This window comes from Kribbella sp. NPDC048915 (assembly GCF_040649595.1).
Taxonomy (GTDB): domain Bacteria; phylum Actinomycetota; class Actinomycetes; order Propionibacteriales; family Kribbellaceae; genus Kribbella.
Genome location: NZ_JBEZFT010000028.1, coordinates 1 through 21,939, shown reverse-complemented (window position 1 = coordinate 21,939; position 21,939 = coordinate 1). Strand labels below are relative to the sequence as shown.

Genomic DNA, 21,939 nt, shown 5'->3' with positions numbered 1-21,939 from the left:
CGAATCGCTTGTCCACAAGGCCTCCCGGGACAGTGCGGAGCGAATTACGGTCATGGCTGAAATTAGCCGGACGCGCATGAGTGCGTCAACTGTTCGAGAAACAATCAGCTGTGAACGTTCAGAGATGAACGCGGTAGACCACCAGCGGGCGCCCGCTGCCGGTCCCGAGCTGGGTGCCGGTGGCGTCCGCGAGACCGGCGCGCTCGAGCCGGTTCAGCACGCGGCGGGCGGTGCGCGGCTGGATGCCGAGGTGGTCGGCGACGGACCGCGTGGTCAGGCCCTCATCAGGCGAGGCCTTCACCAGCTCCTGCAGCCGCTCGAGGGTCGCCTTCGACAGGCCGGCGCGCTGCGCGAGCAACTGCAGCTTCGAGCGCTGCTGCGCGCGCGGTGGTGCGCCGCCGACCAGGACCAGGTCGATGTCGTTGCGCAACGACACGACCGCGGCGGTCCGCCCGGCGGTCTTGGCCCGGCCGAGCGCGCGCCGGGCCAGCGCCTCGGTCTCGCTTCCGGATCCGCCGATGCCGAAGCCGATCCTGACCGGCCCGAACTGTTCCTTCAGCCGCGTCAGCATGCCGAGCTCGGTGAACGACGCGGTCGCTTGCTCGAGCGGTCCGCGGGTCGCAACGACGAGCCAGCGCTTGTCGTCGTACCGGAGCACGCTGCCGCCGAGCGAGCCGGCCTCGCGCCGCAGGGCCGCCTCGGCATCCGGCGACATCTCGACCAGCCCGAGGGCGATCTGCGCATCGTCACTGCGCAATGCGTCGTGCACGAGGAGCAGCCGGTTGACCGCGGCGCGCACGGAGTGCACCGAAGGCGCCAGCCGGAGCGTGGTCTGCTCGGTCCGGAGCTTCTCGTAAGCCGATCGCAGACAGGTGATCGCGACGGTCGCGCCGGCCTCCCGGTGGAACTCCACGATCTCGTCGAGGCTGAGCCCGGCCCGGTACGGCAGCACCTGGACCCCGCGCATCGGGAGCCCGACCTCGTCGAACGTCTCCCGGACCTCGGCCTCGTCCAGTACGTCGATACTCAGCGAGGTGACGTCCTGACCCTCGCGGAGCAGCTGCACCAGGGCACGCATCAGCGTGGCGCCGGTGTACTCGACGTGCGCGGCAGGCCGATCCAGCAGGTCCTGCGCGGCGGCGATCTGGTACGGGACCACACCGGTGAACAGCCACGCGTCGACGCTGCCGGGGGCGCCGGCCATCACCTTCGGTGTGTCGGTCTCGCGCCGGTAGCGCAGCGGAACCACCTCGACACCACGCAGCCCTTTGATGATTCGGCTGGTGGAGGTGACCAGGTCCGACGGTCCCACTACGCCGATCGTCGTCACCATGTGCGGATCCCGGCCTTCATGCGGGTCAGTCTCACCACAAGACCGCACTGCTGCAAGAACCCGCGCCGACGTGGGCTACGTTGCCTTGATGGAGCGCGTGCTGGAGTGGATCGACGAGGGTACGACGCTGTGCCGCGGTGCACTGCGTGATCTCGAAGGTCCGTCCCTGTTACCGGACTGGTCCCGACGGCATGTCGCGGCGCATCTGTTCCTGAACGCGGATGCCCTCGGCAACCTGGTGGAATGGGCGCGGACCGGCGTGGAGCGCCCGATGTATCCGTCCGCCGAGGCCCGCAACGCGGACATCGAGCAGGCGGCATTGCTGCCCGCGGAGCAGCTGCGGTCGTCGTTCGACGACGCGTGCGCGCGGCTGAATGCCGCGATGGCGACGCTCACGGACGAGCAGTGGCAGGCAACGATCCGCAACTCCCGCGGCGCGAGCATCCCGGCGACGACGATCCCGTGGTTGCGCACGCGCGAGGTGATGATCCACGCGGTCGACCTCGACGCGGGCATCACCTTCGCCGACCTCCCGGCGGACTTCCTGGATGCCCTCTGCAACGACATCCGCACGACGCGCGACGCCGTACCCGAGGTCGACGGTCCGCTGCCCGAGCAGGCTGCCTACCTGTGCGGTCGCCCGTACAAGAATCTCACCGACGCGGACGGCCGTCCGGTCGAGCCGCTGCCGCCCTGCCTCTGAGCGCTCACTTCAGGACGCGGTAGCGGACGTGGGTGACGTCCCTGGCGGGCCGCTGACGCAGCGGCTACACCTCGATGTGGGCACCGACGATGACGGTACGGTCCCGGGGGAGTTTGAAGTACTCCGCCGCATCCGCGGTGATGTGGGACGTGGCGAGGAACAGCTGTTTGCGCCATCCTGCCATCGTGTCCGCGGCACCGCGCCGGAGTTCGATCTTCGACAGGAAGTACGACGCGTGGTCGAGATCGAGCGGCCCCTCGGTCTGCGCCTCGTCCAGTTGTGCGAGCGCGGCCGGTACGTCGGGGCTCTCCAGGTAACCGAACCGTACCGTGACGTGCGTGATCCCGTCGTCGCCGTACCCGAGGTCGTCGACCGTCACACGTTCGCTCTGCGGGACCCTCGGCACCGGCTCGGTCTCGATCGCGACGATCACCACGTGCTCGTGTCGGACCTGGTTGTGCACGACGTTCGCCCGCAGCGCGAGGGGTGCGCTGACGCCGCCGCGGTTCAGGAAGATCGCCGTACCGGGGACCGTGTGCACCGGGAGTTTGCCGGAGGTGAGTTCGTCGACGAACTCCTGCAGCGGACCCTCGACCCGCTCCCGCTCGGCCGTGACGACCTGACGACCGCGCTGCCAGGTCGTCATCACCGCGAACGCGGTCAGCGCGATCAGCAGCGGCAGCCAGGCGCCGTGCACGAGCTTGGTCAGGTTCGCGCCGACGAACAGCAGATCGACGCCGAGCAGGATCGTCGCACCCGTGATGATCAGCCACTTCGGGACGTTCCACCGGTAGTGCGCGACGTAGAAGAACAAGGTGGTGGTGATCGTGATCGTACCGGTCACCGCCATCCCGAACGCGTACGCCAGCGCGGCCGAACTCCGGAACGCGAAGACCAGCGTCAGCACCGAGACGAGCAGCAGCCAGTTGATCCACGGCACGTAGATCTGGCCCTTCGTGGTCGCGGAGGTGTGCGCGATCCGCAGCCGTGGCAGGTAGCCGAGCTTGGCGGCCTGGGACGCGACCGAGTAGGCGCCGGTGATGACGGCCTGGGACGCGATCACGGTCGCCGCGGTCGCGAGCAGGACCAGCGGCAGCCGGCCCCAGTCCGGGATCAGCAGGAAGAACGGTCCACTGATGTTCGACGCGTCGTCGAGGATGAGTGCGCCCTGCCCGAGGTAGCTGAGGGTGCAGGCGGGCAGCACCAGGAAGAGCCAGCCGACCTGGATCGCCCGGCGGCCGAAGTGACCCATGTCGGCGTACAGCGCCTCGGCGCCGGTGACCGAGAGCACGATCGCGGCCAGCGCGAAGAACGCGATGTGGAAGTGGCCGGCCAGGAACCCGATCGCGTATGTCGGCGACAGCGCCTCGAGGATGCTCGGGTGCCGGACGATCCCGCCGATGCCGCACGCCCCGATCGCCGTGAACCAGACGACCATGATCGGGCCGAACACCCGCCCGACCGCCTCGGTGCCGCGGCGCTGGACCATGAACAGCACGATGATGATCACCGCGGTGATCGGGACGACGTACCGGCTGAGCGACGGCTCGACGAGCTTGAGTCCCTCGACCGCGGACAGCACCGAGATGGCCGGCGTGATCATGCTGTCGCCGAAGAACAGTGATGCGCCGAAGATGCCGAGTCCGGCGAGCAGGATCGCGGCCTTGCGGCCCTGCTGGGCACCCCAGCGGCGCAGCAGCGTGATGAGCGCCATCAGCCCGCCCTCGCCGTCGTTGTCGGCACGCAGCGCGAGCAGCACATAGGTGACGGTGACGATGATCATCACCGACCAGAAGATCAGCGACACCACACCGAACACGTTGTGGTCGCTGACCGGGACCGGGTGCGGGTCCTCGGGATTGAACACGGTCTGGATCGTGTAGATCGGGCTGGTTCCGATGTCGCCGAAGACGACGCCGAGGGCGCCGATCACCACGGCAAGGCGGATCGTGTTGTGGGCGTTCGGGGCGGTTGCCCGCACCGGCTCCGCCTGCGGTTGCGTCACGTCCTGCGACGATACTCGCCCGGCATCGGGTCGCCGTCGCGGTGGGCGGAAATCTGTCGAGGGTCTGACAGTCGAGGCCGTAGCCTGGCGGGCGTGACTGCTCGACTCATCATCGTCAACGGCGGATCCAGCTCCGGGAAGACCGGGATCGTGCGCTGCCTGCAGGCCGTGCTGCCGGAGCCGTGGCTCGGGTTCAGCGTGGACGACTTCGTCGACGCGCTGCCCGCGACGATGGACGGCGGGCTCGAGATCGGACCCGGTGGTGAGGTGTCGGTGGGGCCCGCGTTCCGCGAACTCGAAGCGGCCTGGACGGCCGGAATCATCACGATGTGCCGCGCCGGTGGCCGGGTGATCGTCGACGACGTGTTCCTCGGCGGCGCCAAGTCCCAGCAGCGCTGGCAGGACGCAGCCGGTGATGTCGAGACGGTGTTCGTCGGCGTCCACTGCCCGCCCGAGATCGCCGCCGGCCGCGAACTGGCGCGGGGCGATCGCGAGCGTGGCATGGCCGAGCAGCAGGCGTACGTCGTGCACGAGGGCGTCGCGTACGACATCGAGGTCGACAGCTCGCGCGCCGAGTCGATGGAGTGTGCCCGGCAGATCGCGGCGCACCTGACCCGCACCTGAAAGGGCTGGATCTGCAAGGATCTGAGCGTGCGCTTGTCTGATCTGCAGCGGAGTGAGTTGGAGCGCTTGGCGGAGGCCGTGGTGCCGGGGCAGGGGTGGGGGCGGGCCGCGGTGGGTTTTGTGGAGGAGGTGCTGACGCGCGACCGGCCGGATTGGGTCGGGCGGGTGGAGCGAGGCCTGTCGGGGATGGCGGAGGCGGACCGCCACTGGCTGGTGCGGCTGATCGCGCAGGGGTTCTACGCCGACCCGTCGACGTGGGGGTTGGTCGGCTGGCGAACGGGGGAGTTCAGGCCGGTGCAGACCGCGTTGCGGATCACGCCGCGGGAGCAGTTGGCGCAGCGGTACGACTGCGTGGTGATCGGGTCCGGCGCGGGCGGTGGTGCGGCGGCGCAGGTACTGGCGGAGTCGGGTCGATCGGTGCTCGTCGTCGAGCTCGGTAGCTACCCGTCGACGGAGTCGTTGGTGCGTGACCACCTGCGCAACCCGCGGTCCGTCGCGGGGCTGCCGGCGCTGACCGACCCGGATCCGGCGGGGCGCCCGCGGGTGGCCATCGTGGACGGTGAGCGGACCGTGGTACTTCCGCCCGACGGCGGCTGGGGGAACAACGCGTTCACGGTCGGCGGCGGCACCCGCGTGTACGGCGCGCAGGCCTGGCGGTTCGTACCGCAGGACTTCCGGATGGCGACGACGTACGGCGTACCGGACGGGAGCGCGCTGGCCGACTGGCCGATCTCGTACGACGACCTCGAGCCGTATTACTCGTTGGCCGAGCAGCGGTTCGGAGTCAGCGGTGGGGGCGTCGATCCGTGGCACGGTGCGCGGTCGATCCCGTTGCCGATGCCGCCGATGCCGCGGACCGGTCCGGCGCAGGTCCTGGCCGGCGCGGCCGAGCGGCTCGGTTGGGGCACGCTCGACGTACCGCTGCTGATCAACTCGGTCGACTACCAAGGGCGCTCGGGGTGCGCGCGCTGTGGGCTGTGTGTCGGCTTCGCGTGCCCGGTCGACGCGAAGGGCGGGACGCACAACACCGCGCTGCCCGCCGCCATCGCCACCGGGAACTGCGCGCTCGTCACCGAGACTGTCGCCGAGCGGCTGGTGACCGACGCACATGGTCGCGTCGTCGGCGTTGCGCTGGCGGCGGACGGCGGGAACTGGCGACGGACCGTGGCATGCGCGGAGGTCGTCGTCGCGGCCGGCGCCACCGAGACACCGCGGCTGTTGCTGAACAGTGCCCACGACGGCGAGCCAGACGGTCTCGGCAACAACCAGGACCAGGTCGGACGGCATCTGCAGGCGCATGTGTACGCCGGGGCGGTGGGACTGTTCGCGGACGAGATCGTCGACCTCGTCGGGCCCGGTGTGTCGATCGCGACGTGCGACTTCCGGCACGGCAACGACGGGATCATCGGCGGCGGGATGCTCGCGAACGAGTTCGTGCCGACGCCCGCATCGACGTACGACTATCTGACCGGTGCCGGGCTGATTCCGGCGGCCGGCACGGAGAGTGTGCAGGGCATGCGGCGCGAGGCGCGGCGAATGCTTCGGGTGGTCGGGCCGATCCAGGAGGTCACGTCGGCGGAGTCGCGCGTACGGGTCGATCCGTCGGTGGTCGACCGGTACGGGAATCCGGTGGTCGCGTTGAGCGGTTCGGTGCATCCCGAGGATGCTCGCGCGCAGCGGTTCATGGGCTCCCGGGCACAGGAGTGGCTCGAGGAAGCCGGTGCGGTCCGGACGGTGGTCGGGACGTTGAGCGCACTGAACCGGCCGAGTGTCGGCCAGCATCAGGCCGGGACCTGCCGGATGGGCGACGATCCGGCGCGCTCGGTCACCGACCCGGACGGCAAGGTCTGGGGGCACGACAACGTCTGGATCGCCGACGCTTCGGTGCACGTCACCAACGGTGGGGTGAACCCGGTCCTGACCGTGCTCGCCAACGCGTTGCGGATCGCTACCCGCCTCAGCCGGGGCTGAGGCGGGGTCAGCCGACGCGGGAGATGCCGACGCCGCTGCGGGCGTCCCGGCCGTACTTCGCGATCTCGGCCGGCAGGTTCAGCCGCGCGATGCCGGTCTTGTTGCGGTCCTCGTCGGTGAGCAGCTCGGCGGGGATGATCCAGACGATCTCGAACTCGAGGCCGTCGGGGTCCTTGCCGTACAGCGACTTCGTGGTGCCGTGGTCGGACGCACCGACGAGCGCGTCGTGCTCGGAGAGCTTGGCGGCGAGGTCCTCCAGGTCGCCGAGCGTGTCGACCTCCCACGCCAGGTGGTAGAGACCGACCGTGGTCCGCCCGGCCCCGGACGGACCGGCCTGCGAGCCGATCTGGAACAGGCCGAGATCATGGTCGTTGGTGGACCCGGGCGCGCGCAGGAACGCCGCGCCGGGGAAGACGTCGCCGGTCTCGGTGTACCCGAAGCCCAGCACGTCCCGGTAGAACGCGACGCTCGCTTCGACGTCGCGCACGTACAACACCGCGTGGTTCAACCGGAAGATCGCCATGCACTGATGGTAGTTGAACTCTCAACTTATCGCTAGTCCTTGTGATGCAGTCGACAGGTGGGGCGGACGCCCACCACTCACCAACCGGCCCACGGACCCGGTCCGCACGCTCAGCCGCGTCTGCAAAGCGGGCAAATGCGGAGGTTGGTGAGTGCTGGGCGTCCGCCGCGAGGCGACGACCAGCAAAGCCGCAGTGGCGAAGTGGCGCCGGTCGGCAGCGGGCACCGCATGTCAGCACCTGTCAGCATCCGGTCAGCACCTGTCAGCACCCGGTCAGCAGCCGTCAGCAGCCGTCAGGCCGTCAGCGGCGGCGGGGCTTGCGGGGAGTGCTGGTGGATTTGCGAGTGCCCTTCCGCGAGGCTTGCGACTTCTTCGGGGTGGACCCGGCGGCGGACTGCCTGGACTGGCTGGACTGGCTGGACTGCTTGGCCTGCTTGGCCTGTTGGGGTTGGGCGGCGCCGCGGGTGCTGTTGGCGGTGCGGCCGCGGACGATGCCGATGAAGTGTTCGACGAGTTCGCTGGGGTCGGTTTCGGGCCAGCTGAGGGCGACCTGGGACTGCGGTACGTCGGTGATCGGGCGGTAGGTCAGGTCCTTGCGATGGTGCAACCGCGCCAGCGACTGCGGGACCACCAGCAGACCGGTGCCCATGGCAACCAGTTGGATCGCGTCGGCGGTGGCGGCGGGACGGTCGGTGATGAGGCGGCCCGGCGGGTGTTCCCAGTCGAGGACGTCGTCGCGCGGATGCAGCGTCAGCTCATCGGCGAGATCGTCGGGGGTGATCTCGTCCGCGGCGGTGATCACGTGGTCCTTGGGGACGACGACCACGGTCTGCTCGACGTACAGCGGGATCGCGTGCAGCCCGGTGCGGTCGATCGGGAGGCGCAGCAGCGCGGCGTCGACCTCGGACCGGCGGAGCAGGTCGGGGGCGTCGGCGGCAGCGGTCTGGACGAGGTCGAGCGGCACGCGGGGGAGCCGCTCGGTCCAGATCCGGGCCCATTTCGCGGGCGTCACGCCGGGGACGTACCCCAGCCGGAATCCGGTCACGGTGGTCAGGCTACCTGCCGTTACGCTGCTGCCATGACGCGCAAGACCCAGACCATGAAGCCCGCGACCGCGGCGAAGAAGCTCGGTGTGTATCTGCCGGCCACGCCTGCGGAGTTCCAGGACGGTGTGGTGTCGCGCGACGAACTCGACACTCTGCAGGCGGATCCGCCCGACTGGCTGCGTGACCTGCGCCGCGACGGTCCGCATCCGCGGCCGGTGGTGGCCGCGAAGCTCGGTGTCTCGATCAGCGGGCTCGCGCGGGCCGGCGTCACCGAGGCGCTGACCACCGAGCAGATCGAGGCGATCAAGGCCGAGAACCCGGACTGGCTCGAGCACGAGCGCGCCGTCCAGGCCGACGTCCGCCGCCAGGCCGCCGAACAGAAACAGGCCCAGCAGAAGTAGGCGGCTGACGAGAGGTAGCCCGCGCAAGGCGGTGCGGACCGGTCAGACGATGCGGACGCGGAGTCGGCGGAAGCCGCGGCCCTTGCTCTCCATCTTCACGACCTCCATCCGCCCGATCAACGCGGTCGACGCGACATGCGTTCCGCCGTCGGCCTGCACGTCGAGGCCGTTGATGTCGACGATCCGGACCACCTCGATGTCCGGCGGGAGCAGGTTGGTCGCGGTCCGGATGATGTCCGGGATCGCGAACGCCTCCGCGCGCGGCAGGGTGCTGACCGTGATCCGGCGGTCGGTCCGGATCTCCGCGTTCACCGCTTCGGCGACGCGGTCCTTGAAGTCCGGCGGCACCTCGGCGAGGTCGAAGTCCATCCGCGCGGACAGCGGCTCCATGTTCCCGCCGGTGACGAGCGCGCCGAAGTCGCGGAACACCACCCCGGTGAGGACGTGCAGCCCGGAGTGCGTCCGCATCAGCTGGGTACGGCGTTCGTCGTCCAGCGCGCCGCGCACGGCCGTACCGACCGGCGGCACCGGATCCTCCTCGTGCGGGACGAGGTACAGGTCGTCGCCCTTGACGGTGCCGACGATCCGTGTCCGGACGCCGCCCCACAACAGCACGCCCTGGTCCGGCGGCTGCCCGCCACCGCCGGGATAGAAGGCGGACCGATCGAGTACGACGCCCCGCTCCGGGTCCGCTCCGACAACCGTCGCATCCCACTCCCGGATCGAGGCGTCCTCGAGATCGAGCCGATGTGTGTGGCCGTGCTGGTCGGTCATGAGCTCGCCAGGTCGGTGAACGCGTCCAGGGCTCGACGGATGTTGTCGATCGAGTTCGCGTAGGAGAACCGCAGATGGCCCTCGCCGTACTCGCCGAAGGCGGTGCCGGGCAGGCACGCGACGCCGGCCTCGGCCAGCAGCCGATCGGACAGGGTCGCGGCCGGGACGCCGAGCTCGGTGATGTTCGGGAAGGCGTAGAACGCGCCGCCCGGCTCCACACAGCTAACGCCTGGTACGGCGTTGAGGCCGGACACGATCACCTCGCGCCGTTCGCGGAACGCCTCGAGCATCCGGTCGACGTCGTCCCACGGTCCTTCGAGGGCGGCGATCGCGGCGTGCTGGCTGAACGCCGACGTACACGACACCGAGTTGATCATCAGCCGGGTCACCGGCTCGACCAGCGGCTCCGGGAACACGCCGAACCCGAGCCGCCAGCCGGTCATCGCGAAGGTCTTCGACCAGCCGTCGAGCAGTACGGTGCGCTCCGCCATACCGTCCAGGTCGAGCACGCTGTGGTGCTCACCGTCGTACCGCAGTGCCCAGTAGACCTCGTCGCTCAGCACGACCAGGTCGTTCTCGATCGCGATCTGCGCGATCGCCTCGAGCTGTTCGGGGGTGGACGCGCTGCCGCACGGGTTGTGCGGTGAGTTGAGGATCAGCAGCTTGGTCCGGTCGGTGACCAGGGACCGCAGTTCGTCGGGGTCGACGACGAAGCCGTTCTCCTCGCGCAGCGGTACCGGGACCGGCTTCGCGCCGGCGAACGACGCGATCGAGGCGTACATCGGGAAGCCGGGGTCGGGATAGAGGACCTCGTCGCCTTCCTCGCACAGCGCGAGGATCGTGAAGAACATGATCGGCTTGGCACCCGGCGTGATCAGGACCCGGTCCGGCGTCGTCTGCAGGCGCCCGGTGCGGCCGAGGAAGTCGGCGACCGCGGTCCGCAGTTCGGGGATGCCGGGCGCGGGCACGTAGTGGGTGTGCCCCTTGTCGAGGGCCTGCTGAGCGGCCGCGATGACGTGCTCCGGGGTGTCGAAGTCGGGTTCGCCGATCTCCAGGTGCACGATCTCGCGTCCCTGCGCCTCCAGGGCCTTCGCCTTGGCGAGTACCTCGAACGCCGACTCGGTCCCGAGCCGATCCATCCGCCCAGCAAGTTTCACGATGTGTCCTCTCCCAGTGCCACCTCACACCCTAGTGCGATGATCGCCGCGTGAGTGAGACGAGGCGGGTAGCGGTCACCGGTAGCAGCGGGAAGCTCGGCAAGGCTGTCGTCGACCATCTGGCGGCGCACGGGTGGGACGTGGTCGCGCTCGACCAGGCCGCGCCGGCGCGCGCCGATGTGACGTCGACGCGGGTGGACCTGACCGATTTCGGCCAGACGTACGAGGCGATCGCGGGGATCGACGACCGGCACGACGGGGTCGACGCGGTGGTGCATCTGGCCGCGATCCCGGCGCCGGGGCTGCGGCCGAACGCGGCGACTTTCCACAACAACATGACCGCGACGTACAACGTCTTCTCGGCGGCGCTGCGGGCCGGTGTCCGCAACATCGTGTGGGCGTCGAGCGAGACCGTACTGGGGCTGCCGTTCGACGAGTTCCCGCCGTACGTGCCGGTCGACGAGGACTACCCGCCGCGGCCGAACAGCACGTACTCGCTGGTCAAGACGCTCGAGGAGGAGCTCGCCCGCCAGCTTTGCCGGTGGCACCCGGACCTGAAGCTGATCGGGCTGCGCTTCTCGAACGTGATGTACCCGGAGGACTACGCGCGGTTCCCGGCCTTCGCCGCCGACGCGCGGGCGCGCAAGTGGAACCTGTGGGGCTACATCGACGCCCGCGACGGCGCGCAGGCGGTCCGCAAGGCGCTCGAGTACGACGCGACCGGCACGGACGTGTTCATCGTCGCGAACGCCGACACCGTGATGTCCAGGCCGAACGACGAGCTGCTGGCCGAGGTGTTCCCCGGTGTACAGGTGAAGCGGCCGTTCGGCCCGAACGAGACGCTGCTGTCGATCGACAAGGCGCGTCGGCTGCTCGGCTACGAGCCGGAGTTCTCCTGGCGCGGCCCGAACGGGAACAACCCGGACGGATCGTAGGCGGACCGTACCTCGGCCAGCCGCGCCCGCGTCTCGGCCGGCCAGCAGGCCTCGAACGACCCCGGCAGAGCGAAGCCGCCGAAGTTCACCGTGGCCTGCGCACTCCGCCACGGCCGGAGCCGTTCGAGTACGGCGTCGACCGTTGCCGGAAGTACCTGTTCGAACAGCGCCGGGTCCGGTGCGCCGATCAGCACCAGTGAGTAGGCGCCGCCACGACCGCCGACCGCGCTGCCTTCGGGCACGTCGCGTGCGGCGGCGCCGCCGAGGTGCCGGATCTCGGCCGCGACCAGCGGAAGCTGCTGATCCGGGCCGAGCAGTTCCAGGAAGGCCGGAGCGAACGCGGGGTCCAGCTCGTCGAGCAGTACGCCGCGGTCCCAGGCGGGCAGCGGATCCTTCGGATCGTTGTGGATCAGCGGGATGTCCGCGGCCGCCATCTCGTCGACGCCGTCGATCAGCACCGGGCCGGCGTCGCGGATCGGCTGGAACAACTGCTTCCCGTCGGCCGCGTCGCCGACGTACGCGAACCGCACGTTCAGCGCGGTCTGGCCGCGCAGCGGTTCCGGGATGACGTCGAGCGGTGGCAGGCGCAGGATCACGGCCGATGTGGTCGCGGACTCCGGTAGCGTCGTGGTCCACTCGGTCCAGCGGCTGAACACCGGTGCGATGTGCTCCGCGGTGAAGAACACCGATCCGCCGTACAAGGTGGTCAGCTCGACCAGGGCGAAGTCCATCGCGGTGACGATGCCGAAACCGCCCTTGCCGCCGCGCAGCGCCCAGAACAGGTCCGCGTGCTCGGTCGCGTTCGCGGTCACGGCCTCGCCGGCGGCGGTGACGACCCGGAATCCGCGGGCATAGTCGGACGAGAAGCCGTACGTTCGGGCGAGTGGCCCGAGTCCGCCGCCGAGCGTGTAGCCGATGCAGCCGACGGCGTCCGACGCTCCGGTGATCGGGGCGAGGCCGTGCGGCGCCGCGGCCTCGATGACGTCGCTCCAGCGACAGCCGGCGGCGATGTGCGCGACCTGGGCCTCGGCGTCCACGGTCACGCCGGTCATCCGGCCGGTTGTGACGACGATCCCGCCCTGGATCGGGTCCGGGATGCCGTGATTGGTGGCCAGGATGCGGATCGGCGTACCGCTCGCGGCCGCGGCCCGCACGACTGCCACCGCGTCGTCCTCGGATGTCAGACCGACGACGACATCAGGTGTGTGCGTCACCGCTAGGTTGAAGCCTGACAACTCCTCGGCGTAACCGTCGTCCTCCGCTGTGAGCACCGGTCCGCTCACGGTGTCACGCAGCCTGCCGATCAGTTCCCCTGTCGCTGGCATGTTTCGTCCCCTCCCCAAGAGTCGTGCACGGCAGTTTTCCGTACGGCGAGGGTCAACGCCAAGGGGATTTCAGCGGCCCGTAGCAGAGGGGGTGAACACGCCTGAACAGGGGGCCGACTCGACGGTAACGGCCGCGGACTGAAAACCTGTGCCAGCGACACCTGTCCGCTGCGATCCAGGGGAGAGGTCTGTCCGCGAAGCTCAGGGTGAGACACGGAGGCGGTCGATGTTCAAGCGTATCGCAATAGTGAACCGGGGTGAAGCCGCGATGCGGCTGATCAACGCGGTCAGGGAGATCAACGCCGAGGGCGGTGACCCGATCGAGACCGTGGCCTTGTTCACCGACGGCGAGCGCACCGCCACCTTTGTCCGCGCCGCGGACATCACCTACCCGCTCGGCCCGGCGTCCGCGCGGCCGTACCTGGACCTCGCGGTCCTGGAGCGCGCGCTGCGCGAGACCGGCGCGGACGCCGCCTGGGTCGGCTGGGGCTTCGTCGCCGAAGACCCGGCGTTCGCGGAGCTCTGCGAACGGCTCGGCGTGACGTTCATCGGCCCGTCCGCGGAGGCGATGCGCAAGCTCGGCGACAAGATCGGCTCGAAGCTCATCGCCGAGGAGGTCGGCGTTCCGGTCGCGCCGTGGAGCCGGGGCGCGGTGGACACCCTGGACGACGCGCTCGCGGCGGCCGAGCGGATCGGGTACCCGTTGATGCTCAAGGCAACGGCCGGCGGCGGTGGCCGCGGCATCCGGGTGGTCCGGTCCGCGGACGAGCTGGCCGAGGCGTACGCGCGGACCAGCGAGGAGGCCGCCCGTGCGTTCGGCAGCGGCGTGGTGTTCCTCGAGCGGCTGGTGACCGGCGCGCGGCACGTCGAGGTTCAGGTGATCGCCGACGGCGAGGGTACGGCGTGGGCGCTCGGCGTCCGCGACTGCTCGGTGCAGCGGCGCAACCAGAAAGTCATCGAGGAGTCGGCGTCGCCGCTGCTGTCCGCGTCGCAGGTCGACGACCTGAAGGCGTCGGCGGAACGGCTCGCGGTCGCGGTCGGGTACCGCGGTGCGGCGACGGTCGAGTTCCTGTACCACCCGGGCGAGAAGTCGTTCGCGTTCCTCGAGGTGAACACCCGGCTGCAGGTGGAGCACCCGATCACCGAGCTGACCACCGGGTTCGACCTGGTGAAGGCACAGCTGCACGTGGCATCCGGCGGCCGCCTGGAAGGCACCCGCCCGGTGGAGAACGGGCATGCGGTCGAGGCGCGGCTGAACGCCGAGGACCCGGACCGCGACTTCGCGCCGTCGCCGGGGCGGATCGTGGTCCTGGACCTGCCGGCCGGTCCGGGCATCCGGGTCGACACCGGTGTGAGCGCCGGGGACAGCATCCCGGCCGACTTCGACTCGATGATCGCCAAGATCATCGGGTACGGGCGGACCCGCGAGGAGGCGCTGGCGCGGCTGCGCCGGGCGATGTCCGCGACGACCGTCCTGATCGAGGGCGGCGCGACCAACAAGAGCTTCATCCTCGAGCTGCTCGACCAGCCCGAGGTGATCGACGGCAGCGCCGACACCGGCTGGATCGACCGGGTCCGCGGCGAAGGCCGGCTGATCTCGCACCGGCACTCCGGCGTCGCGCTGGTCGCCGCGGCGATCGAGGGGTACGAGGACGCCGAGCAGGTCGAACGCACCCGGCTGCTGGAGACCGCGCACGGCGGCCGTCCGCAGGTCCAGCACGAGGTCGGTCGCGCGATCGACCTGAAGCTGCGTGGCGCGAGCTATCGCGTGACGGTCGCGCGGATCGGCCCGGAGCGGTTCCGGGTCGGCGTCGGCAACGGCAGCGAGCATCTCAAGGTCGTGGACGCCGAGCTGGAGCGGCTGGACGACTACACCAGCCGCCTGGTGGTCGGCGGACAGCGTTTCCGCCTGGTGACCGCCACTCACGGCCCGGTGCATCTGGTCGAGGTCGACGGTGTCACGCACCGCGTCAGCCGGGACGAGGGCGGCGTACTGCGGTCGCCCGCGCCGGCGCTCGTGGTGGCGACACCGGTGCAGGCCGGTGCCGAGGTGGAGGCCGGCGCTCCGGTGCTGGTGCTGGAAAGCATGAAGATGGAGACGGTGCTGTACGCGCCGTTCAAGGCGACCGTGAAGGAGCTGCAGGTATCGACCGGCAGCCAGGTGGAGACCGGTGCGCCACTGCTGCGGCTGGAGCCGGTCGCTGACGACGCCTCGGCCGAGGACGTCGCGCCGGTGCACAACGGCGTACAGCTGGATCTGCCGAACGGGACCGGCGAGAAGTCCGCCGCCGAGCGCGTCGAGCAGGGGCTGGACAACCTGCGCAGCATGCTGCTCGGGTTCGACATCGACCCGCAGGACGAGGGCGGCATGCTGGCCGACTACCTCGCGGCGCGGGCCGAGCTGGCGCACCAGCGTTCGGAGCCGCCGATCGCCGAGGAGATCGAGCTGCTGGCGGTGTTCGCGGACTTCGCCGAGCTGAGCCGGAACCGGCCGGCCGATGACACCGACACCAGCCTCGAGAACCGGGTGCACAGCCCGCGCGAGTACTTCTACACCTACCTGCAGAGTCTCGACCCGGACCGCGGCGGGCTGCCGCCGGAGTTCCAGGCACGGCTCACGAAGGTACTGAGTCACTACGGCGTGACCGGTCTGGAGCGCAGCCCGGAGCTGGAAGAAGCGGTCTTCCGGATCTTCCTCGCCCAGCAGCGGTCGACGCCCGACGTCCTGCTGGTGACGTCGGTGCTGCAGCGGTGGATCGCCGAGCCGCTGCCGGAGGCGCCGCTCGACGAGGCCGTCCACGAGCTGCTCGACCGGCTCGTCCTGGCCACGCAGCTGCGGTTCCCGGTGGTCGGCGACCTCGCCCGCAGCGTCCGGTTCCGCTGGTTCGACCAGCCGCTCGTGGACGCCGAGCGGGCCTCGGTGATCGCGGGCGTCGCCGACGAGGTCGCCGATCTCGCGGCGCACCCGGACGCGCCGGACCGGCAGCAGCGGATCGACGCGCTGGCCGCGATTCCGGAGCCGATCGTCCGGTTCCTCGCCCAGCGGCTGGAGCGCGGCTGGGGCGAGCGGGAGCCGATGCTCGAGGTGCTCGTCCGGCGGCACTACCGCGAGTACGAGCTGCACGACCTGCGGGAGTTCGCGGTCGACGGTCGGCCGTTCGCGACCGCGCACTACACGATCGACGACCGCCCCAGTCACCTGGTCACGACGGTCGGGACGGTCGCTGAGCTGGCCGACCCCGGCAGCGGCCTGGCGCAGGCGCTGGCCGCTCAGATCGACGCCCGGACCGCGGGCCACGAGGCCGTCGTCGAGCTGTACCTGTACGGCCCGGACCTGCCTGAATCGCAGCAGGAAGCCTCGGACCTGTACCGCCGGATGGTCGCCGACCTGCCGATCGCCCAACGGGTACGGCGGATCTCGGTCGCGATCGCCCCGGGCCAGGACCGGCCGGTCTCGTACTTCACCTACCGCCCGGCCGGCGGCTCGATGGCCGAGGACGACAACGTCCGCGGCGTCCACCCGATGGTCGGCCGCCGGCTGAACCTGTGGCGGCTGCGCGACTTCCGGATCACCCGCCTGGAGGCGCCGGAGGACGTCCTGCTCTACTACTGCGTCGCGCGCGACAACGAGGCCGACCGGCGGCTGGTCGCGCTGGCGCAGGTCCGCCAGTTCGCCGTGGTCCGGGACGAGGAGGGTCAGGTCACGTCGCTGCCGCATGCCGAGCGCGCGATCGCGAACTGCCTGGAGGCGATCCGCCGGGCCCGGACCGCGCGCGGCGCGGCGGGCGCCAAGCTCGACATGAACCACGTCTGGGTGCAGATCTGGCCGGTTGTCGAGGCGCGGGTCGAGGAAGTGACCGCGTTGCAGCGCAACATCGCGCCGCTGACCGCGGGCGCCGGGATCGAGGAGGTCCTGGTCCAGGGCCAGGTCGCGGCGCCGGACGGGACGGTCAACCCGGTCGCCGCCCGGTTCTACTACCAGCACGGCGCCGGTGTCGTGACGTCGATCGAGCAGCCCCCGACCGGGCGGTTGATGCCGCTCGACGACTACGCACAGAAGGTGCAGCGCTCACGGCGGCGCAACACGATCTACCCGTACGAGGTCAGCGGGATGGTCGCCGGCGAGGGCGGCTCGTTCGTCGAGCACGACCTCGATGACAGCGGCCGGCTGGTTCCGGTGGACCGCCCGAAGGGCCTGAACAAGGCCGGCATCATCGTCGGCCTGGTCACCACGCCGACCACCCGGTACCCGGAGGGGATCACCCGGGTGGCGATGAGCGGCGACCCGACGAAGGCCCTCGGCGCGGTGGCCGAGCCCGAGTGCGCGCGGATCATCGCGGCGCTCGACCTCGCCGAGCGGATGCGGGTACCGGTCGAGTGGTACTCGCTGTCCGCCGGCGCCCGGATCTCGATGGACTCCGGCACCGAGAACATGGACTGGGTCGCGAAGGCGCTGAAGCGGATCGTCGAGTTCACTCAGGCCGGCGGCGAGATCAACGTCGTGGTCGCGGGCATCAACGTCGGCGCGCAGCCGTACTGGAACGCCGAGGCCACGATGCTGATGCACACCAAGGGCATCCTGGTGATGACGCCGGACAGCGCGATGGTGCTGACCGGTAAGCAAACGCTGGACTTCTCCGGCAGCGTGTCGGCCGAGGACAACTTCGGCATCGGCGGCTACGACCGGGTGATGGGCCCGAACGGACAGGCGCAGTACTGGGCGCCGGACCTCAAGGGTGCCCGGGACGTGCTGATGACGTACTACGACCACACGTACGTGCTGCCGGGGGAGAGCGGCCCGCGGCGCGCCGAGACGTCCGACCCGGTCGACCGGGACGTGACGCCGTACCCGCACGACGTCGCGGGCAGCGATTTCAAGACGATCGGCGAGATCTTCTCGGCGGCGACGAACCCGGACCGGAAGAAGGCGTTCGACATCCGGACGCTGATGCGAGCCGTCACCGACCAGGACCACCCGGTGCTGGAGCGCTGGGCCGGGATGGCCGACGCGGACACCGCCGTCGTGCAGGACGCCCGCCTCGGCGGGTACCCGGTGTGCCTGGTCGGGATCGAGTCCCGCTCGGTACCGCGGCGCGGTTTCCCGCCCGCGGACGGACCGGACACCTACACCGCCGGCACGCTGTTCCCGCGCTCGTCGAAGAAGGTCGCCCGGGCGATCAATTCGGCCAGCGGGAACCGGCCGCTGGTGGTGCTGGCGAACCTGTCCGGGTTCGACGGGTCACCGGACTCGATGCGGAACCTGCAGCTCGAGTACGGCGCCGAGATCGGGCGCGCGATGGTGAACTTCCGTGGGCCGATCGTGTTCTGTGTGGTCTCGCGGTACCACGGCGGCGCGTTCGTGGTGTTCTCGAAGTCGCTGAACCCGTCGATGACGGTGCTCGCGGTGGAAGGCTCGTTCGCCTCGGTGCTCGGCGGCGCGCCGGCTGCGGCGGTGGTGTTCGCGGCCGAGGTCGACGCACGGACCGCTGCGGATCCGCGGGTTGCGTCGCTGGCCGAGCGGGTCGGCGAGGCGTCCGGTGCGGAGCGCGCGGCCCTGGCCACAGAGCTCGCGGAGGTGCGAACCGCCGTACGTGCGGAGAAACTCGGCGAGGTCGCGGCCGAGTTCGACCGGGTGCACAGCATCGAGCGGGCCCGCGACGTCGGGTCGGTCGACGAGGTGATCAAGGCCGACGAGCTGCGACCAAAGTTGATCGAGGCAATCAATTCCGGCCTACCCCGGAGTTGATAACTCACCTACTCTGGAGGTATGCGTACCGACAGGGGCGGTCGCAGTAAGGCTCGCGCGATGATCATGTTCATCCTCGTGAGCGTGCTGTCCGGTGCGCTGGCGGCGGGACTCGCGATCCCGTTCGCCGGTTTCGCCGGCTCCGGCTCGGAGCAGGTCGTGGACACGGTCGAGAGCCTGCCGAAGGAGTTCGAGAGCGACCCGCCCGCCGTCCGCAGCCGCATCCTGGCCGCGGACGGGACGTTGCTGGCCACGCTCTACGAGCAGAACCGGGTGCCGGTGCCGCTGAGCAAGGTCAGCCCGATCATGCGCAAGGCGATCATCGCGATCGAGGACTCCCGGTTCTACGACCACGGCGCGCTCGACCTGAAGGGCACGCTGCGGGCCGTGATCCGCAACCAGACCGGCGGCGAGGTGCAGCAGGGCGGGTCCAGCATCACCCAGCAGTACGTGAAGATGAGCCTGGTCGAGAAGGCGAAGACCGCGGCCGAGCGGGCCAAGGCCACCGAGGTGTCGTACCAGCGCAAGCTCACCGAACTGCGGTACGCGATCGCGGTGGAGAGCGAGCTGTCCAAGGACGAGATCCTCGAGCGGTACCTGAACCTGGCCAACTTCGGCGACGGGGCGTACGGCGTCCAGACCGCGGCCCAGCACTACTTCCGCACCACCGCCGCCGAACTCACGCTGCCGCAGGCCGCGCTGCTGGCTGGCCTGGTGAAGAACCCGACTGGGTACGACCCGACCAACGACATGGTCCGCGCGAAGGGCCGCCGGGACCTGGTGATCAAGCGGATGCTCGAACTCGGCGTGATCACCGTGCACCAGGCCAACCAGGCGCTGAAGACGCCGGTGATCGATCCCGAGAAAATCCAGCCGGTGCCGAACGGCTGCGCCAACTCGCGATACCCGTTCTACTGCGACTACGTGGTCGCCAAGCTGCTCACCAACCCCGCGCTCGGCAAGACCGTGAAGGACCGCGAGCACTACCTCAAGACCGGCGGGCTGCTGATTCGGACCTCGATCGACCCGCGGATCCAGGCGGCCGCGCAGGCGTCGATCCGCGAGCACACCGAGCGCACCGACTCCGCGATCGCGGCGATCACGATCGTCGAACCGGGCACCGGCCTGGTGAAGGCGATGGTGCAGAGCCGCCCGTACGGCAACGGGAAATTCCAGACCAACTACAACTACAACGTGGAGAAGTCCTACGCCGGCGGGTACGGCGGATTCCAGAACGGCTCGACGATGAAGGCGTTCACGATCGCGGCAGCACTGGCCAAGGGCATCCCGATGGACTACCGGATCAACTCGCCCGACCAGATCGACCTGAGCCGGACGAGGTTCCGCACCTGCAAGGGCTGGACCCGGGACCCGACGTACCGGCCGCGGAACTCGACCCGCAGCGGCAACCTGACCATGGTCGAGGCGGCGCGGTACTCGACCAACACCTACTTCCTGCAGCTGTCGCAGCGCACCGGGCTGTGCGCGATCGGGACGGTCGCGGGCAAGCTCGGGATGTACAACGGGCAGACCGGTGAGCCGCTCGACCAGGTGATCTCGATGACGCTCGGCGTCGGGTTGGTGACCCCGTTGATGCTCTCGAACGCGTACGCCACCTTCGCGGCGCGCGGGAAGTACTGCCAGCCGCTCGTCGTCACCTCGGTGCGGGACAAGGCCGGCCGGCCGGTTCCGGGCCCTGGCATCGACTGCAAGCAGGTCCTGCCGCGCGGCGTCGCCGACGGCGTGAACCGGGTGCTGAGCGCGGTCATGGACCCAGGCGGCACCGGCGGGCGGCTGCGGTTCGGCACCCGGGACATGGCCGGCAAGACCGGCACGATCCAGGACAACAAGGCCGTCTGGTACGCCGGGTACACGCCGAACCTCGCCGCCGCCGCGGTGGTTGCCGACGCGAACCTGCCGTACACGAACCTGATGTACCGGCACACGCTGAACGGCCGCGACATCTCCGACCCGACCGGTTCCGGGACCGCCGGACCGCTGTGGCAGACCGCCATGGAGGGCGCACTGCGCGGGATGCCCGTCAAACGTTTCGCGGCGCCGCCGCGCAAGCTGATCGGCAACCCGAACCCACCGCCGGCCGAACCCTCGGACGGGCGGCCGCGGGAGCCGCGCTGAGCCTGGGCTTCAGTCACAAGCGCCCGTTGTGCACCTGACTCTTATCACCGAGGCGGGGTTGGCGTGAGCGCGAGGCTGTGACCTGCGGGTTTGCGTGGTGGGGCTGCTGGATTTGCGCACTAATCGGGCTCGTAGGGTCGGGTTCGTGGCGTACGTGCGGACGGTGAAGACCGCCTCGGGGGCGACGGCGGTTCAGGTTGTGTGGTCGTCTCGGCGTGGGTCCAGGGATATCGAGCATGTCGGCTCTGCGCACGACGACGAAGAACTGGAGGCGCTGAAGGCGGCGGCGAACCAGCGCCTGGCTGCGGGGCAGGGCGAGCTGGACCTCGGCCTGGAACGGGCAGTTGGTTCGGGGCCGCTGGAGATCACGTCGTCGCGGATGGGGCATCTGTGGGACGCGTTGTGCCGCGCTTACGACGTGCTCGGGTTCGCTGGGGCTGCTGGCGGGGACGAGGTGTTCAGGCAGTTGGTGCTGGCGCGGATCATCGAGCCGACCAGCAAGCAGGACAGTCTGCGGGTGCTGGAGGAGGTCGGTGTCGCTGCGGCGTCGTATCCGACGCTGAACCGCCGGTTGCCGGTCTACGCTCGGAAGTCGTGGCGCCGCGCCTTGGCGGCTGCGTGTGCGAGGCAAGCGGCGCTGGGGCCGGCGTCGCTGGTGTTGTACGACGTGTCCACGTTGTATTTCGAGACCGACGCCGGCGACGGGTTCCGCGAGCCGGGGTTCTCCAAGGAACGCCGTCTGGAGCCCCAGATCACGCTGGGCCTGTTGACCGACGGGTCGGGGTTTCCGCTGATGGTGGAGGCGTTCGAGGGCAACCGGGCCGAGACCAAGACGATGCTGCCGGTCATCGAGGCCTTCATGGCCGCGCACGACCTGTCCGAGGTGACAGTGGTGGCGGATGCGGGGATGATCTCGGATGCCAATCAGAACGCGATCGAGGACGCGAAGCTGTCGTTCATCCTCGGCACAAAGATCCCCGAAATGCCTTACGTGGTGAAGAAGTGGCGCACAGCCCACCCCGGTGAGGACATCCCGGACGGGCATGTGTTCACCCAGCCGTGGCCGGCCACGCAGGCGCAGAAGGCCAACGGCCGCCGCGACAAGGTCATCTACTACCAGTACCGGGCCGACCGGGCGCGGCGGACGTTGCGCGGGATCGACGAACAGGTCGCCAAGGCCGAGAGCGCGGTCGCGGGGAAGGTGGCGGTGAAGCGCAACCGGTTCATCAAGCTCACCGGCACCACCAAATCGGTCAACCG

Annotated in this window: 15 protein-coding genes; 8 read left to right on the top strand and 7 right to left on the bottom strand. The window is 70.0% G+C overall.

Going from position 1 to position 21,939, the window contains the following annotated elements; genetic code table 11:
- Positions 1–118: 118 nt before the first annotated feature.
- Positions 119–1,333 (bottom strand): helix-turn-helix domain-containing protein, encoded by a 1,215-nt coding sequence (locus tag AB0B82_RS16825; RefSeq protein WP_360168388.1) that lies wholly within the window; start codon positions 1,331–1,333, stop codon positions 119–121.
- Between the two features lie 88 nt (positions 1,334–1,421).
- Here AB0B82_RS16825 and AB0B82_RS16820 point away from each other — a divergent pair, with 88 nt between their 5' ends.
- On the top strand, positions 1,422–2,036 hold the full coding sequence (locus tag AB0B82_RS16820) for a maleylpyruvate isomerase family mycothiol-dependent enzyme (protein ID WP_360168385.1): 615 nt from the start codon (positions 1,422–1,424) through the stop codon (positions 2,034–2,036).
- A 64-nt stretch (positions 2,037–2,100) separates the two neighbouring features.
- Here the strand turns inward: AB0B82_RS16820 and AB0B82_RS16815 are convergent, their stop codons facing one another.
- Complete coding sequence (locus tag AB0B82_RS16815; RefSeq protein ID WP_360168382.1) at positions 2,101–4,041, bottom strand: potassium transporter Kup; 1,941 nt, start codon at positions 4,039–4,041, stop codon at positions 2,101–2,103.
- Between the two features lie 93 nt (positions 4,042–4,134).
- On the opposite strand from AB0B82_RS16815, the gene cpt reads away from it, so the two are divergent.
- Both cpt and AB0B82_RS16805 read left to right on the top strand, forming a co-directional pair.
- On the top strand, positions 4,135–4,665 hold the full coding sequence (cpt, locus tag AB0B82_RS16810; protein WP_360168379.1) for a chloramphenicol phosphotransferase CPT: 531 nt from the start codon (positions 4,135–4,137) through the stop codon (positions 4,663–4,665).
- A gap of 27 nt (positions 4,666–4,692) precedes the next feature.
- A complete protein-coding gene (locus tag AB0B82_RS16805) occupies positions 4,693–6,636 on the top strand; it encodes a GMC family oxidoreductase (RefSeq protein ID WP_360168376.1) in 1,944 nt (647 codons plus the stop codon).
- A 7-nt stretch (positions 6,637–6,643) separates the two neighbouring features.
- On the opposite strand, the gene AB0B82_RS16800 is transcribed toward AB0B82_RS16805, so the two are convergent.
- Together AB0B82_RS16800 and AB0B82_RS16795 are read right to left on the bottom strand one after the other, a co-directional pair.
- The gene (locus tag AB0B82_RS16800) at positions 6,644–7,159 is read right to left on the bottom strand and encodes a VOC family protein (protein WP_360168373.1); all 516 of its coding nucleotides are present in this window, start codon (positions 7,157–7,159) and stop codon (positions 6,644–6,646) included.
- Between the two features lie 301 nt (positions 7,160–7,460).
- Positions 7,461–8,204, bottom strand: a complete 744-nt coding sequence (locus AB0B82_RS16795) for a LysR family substrate-binding domain-containing protein (RefSeq protein WP_360168370.1) — start codon at positions 8,202–8,204, stop codon at positions 7,461–7,463.
- Positions 8,205–8,237: 33 nt separating this feature from the next.
- Between AB0B82_RS16795 and AB0B82_RS16790 the strand changes: the two genes are divergently transcribed.
- Positions 8,238–8,606, top strand: a complete 369-nt coding sequence (locus AB0B82_RS16790; RefSeq protein WP_360168367.1) for a DUF5997 family protein — start codon at positions 8,238–8,240, stop codon at positions 8,604–8,606.
- 42 nt (positions 8,607–8,648) lie between these two features.
- Here AB0B82_RS16790 and AB0B82_RS16785 read toward each other — a convergent pair whose 3' ends face one another.
- Together AB0B82_RS16785 and AB0B82_RS16780 are read right to left on the bottom strand one after the other, a co-directional pair.
- The gene (locus AB0B82_RS16785; RefSeq protein WP_360168364.1) at positions 8,649–9,380 is read right to left on the bottom strand and encodes an alanyl-tRNA editing protein; all 732 of its coding nucleotides are present in this window, start codon (positions 9,378–9,380) and stop codon (positions 8,649–8,651) included.
- Positions 9,377–10,537: a pyridoxal phosphate-dependent aminotransferase gene (locus AB0B82_RS16780; protein ID WP_360168361.1), complete on the bottom strand. Its 1,161-nt coding sequence runs from the start codon at positions 10,535–10,537 to the stop codon at positions 9,377–9,379. The genes AB0B82_RS16785 and AB0B82_RS16780 overlap by 4 nt, the downstream gene beginning before the upstream one ends.
- A 50-nt stretch (positions 10,538–10,587) precedes the next feature.
- Here AB0B82_RS16780 and AB0B82_RS16775 point away from each other — a divergent pair, with 50 nt between their 5' ends.
- Positions 10,588–11,472, top strand: a complete 885-nt coding sequence (locus tag AB0B82_RS16775) for an NAD(P)-dependent oxidoreductase (RefSeq protein ID WP_360168358.1) — start codon at positions 10,588–10,590, stop codon at positions 11,470–11,472.
- Here AB0B82_RS16775 and AB0B82_RS16770 read toward each other — a convergent pair.
- On the bottom strand, positions 11,415–12,797 hold the full coding sequence (locus tag AB0B82_RS16770; RefSeq protein WP_360168355.1) for an FAD-binding oxidoreductase: 1,383 nt from the start codon (positions 12,795–12,797) through the stop codon (positions 11,415–11,417). The genes AB0B82_RS16775 and AB0B82_RS16770 overlap by 58 nt on opposite strands.
- A 226-nt stretch (positions 12,798–13,023) precedes the next feature.
- Here AB0B82_RS16770 and AB0B82_RS16765 point away from each other — a divergent pair, with 226 nt between their 5' ends.
- From AB0B82_RS16765 to AB0B82_RS16755, 3 genes are all read left to right on the top strand, one after another.
- Positions 13,024–18,543, top strand: coding sequence for a carboxyl transferase domain-containing protein (locus AB0B82_RS16765; RefSeq protein ID WP_360168352.1), 5,520 nt, complete (start codon positions 13,024–13,026; stop codon positions 18,541–18,543).
- A 21-nt stretch (positions 18,544–18,564) separates the two neighbouring features.
- Entirely contained in the window at positions 18,565–20,679 is a 2,115-nt protein-coding gene (locus AB0B82_RS16760) for a transglycosylase domain-containing protein (protein ID WP_360168349.1), read from the top strand.
- A 154-nt stretch (positions 20,680–20,833) separates the two neighbouring features.
- Positions 20,834–21,939: IS1634 family transposase (locus AB0B82_RS16755; RefSeq protein WP_360168529.1), on the top strand; the 1,106-nt coding region annotated here is incomplete at its 3' end.

Coding starts and splice junctions, on each gene's coding strand:
- AB0B82_RS16825 (WP_360168388.1), bottom strand. CDS start 1,333: ATGGTGACGACGATCGGCGTAGTGGGACCGTCGGACCTGGTCACCTCC.
- AB0B82_RS16820 (WP_360168385.1), top strand. CDS start 1,422: ATGGAGCGCGTGCTGGAGTGGATCGACGAGGGTACGACGCTGTGCCGC.
- AB0B82_RS16800 (WP_360168373.1), bottom strand. CDS start 7,159: ATGGCGATCTTCCGGTTGAACCACGCGGTGTTGTACGTGCGCGACGTC.
- AB0B82_RS16790 (WP_360168367.1), top strand. CDS start 8,238: ATGACGCGCAAGACCCAGACCATGAAGCCCGCGACCGCGGCGAAGAAG.
- AB0B82_RS16785 (WP_360168364.1), bottom strand. CDS start 9,380: ATGACCGACCAGCACGGCCACACACATCGGCTCGATCTCGAGGACGCC.
- AB0B82_RS16770 (WP_360168355.1), bottom strand. CDS start 12,797: ATGCCAGCGACAGGGGAACTGATCGGCAGGCTGCGTGACACCGTGAGC.
- AB0B82_RS16765 (WP_360168352.1), top strand. CDS start 13,024: ATGTTCAAGCGTATCGCAATAGTGAACCGGGGTGAAGCCGCGATGCGG.
- AB0B82_RS16760 (WP_360168349.1), top strand. CDS start 18,565: ATGCGTACCGACAGGGGCGGTCGCAGTAAGGCTCGCGCGATGATCATG.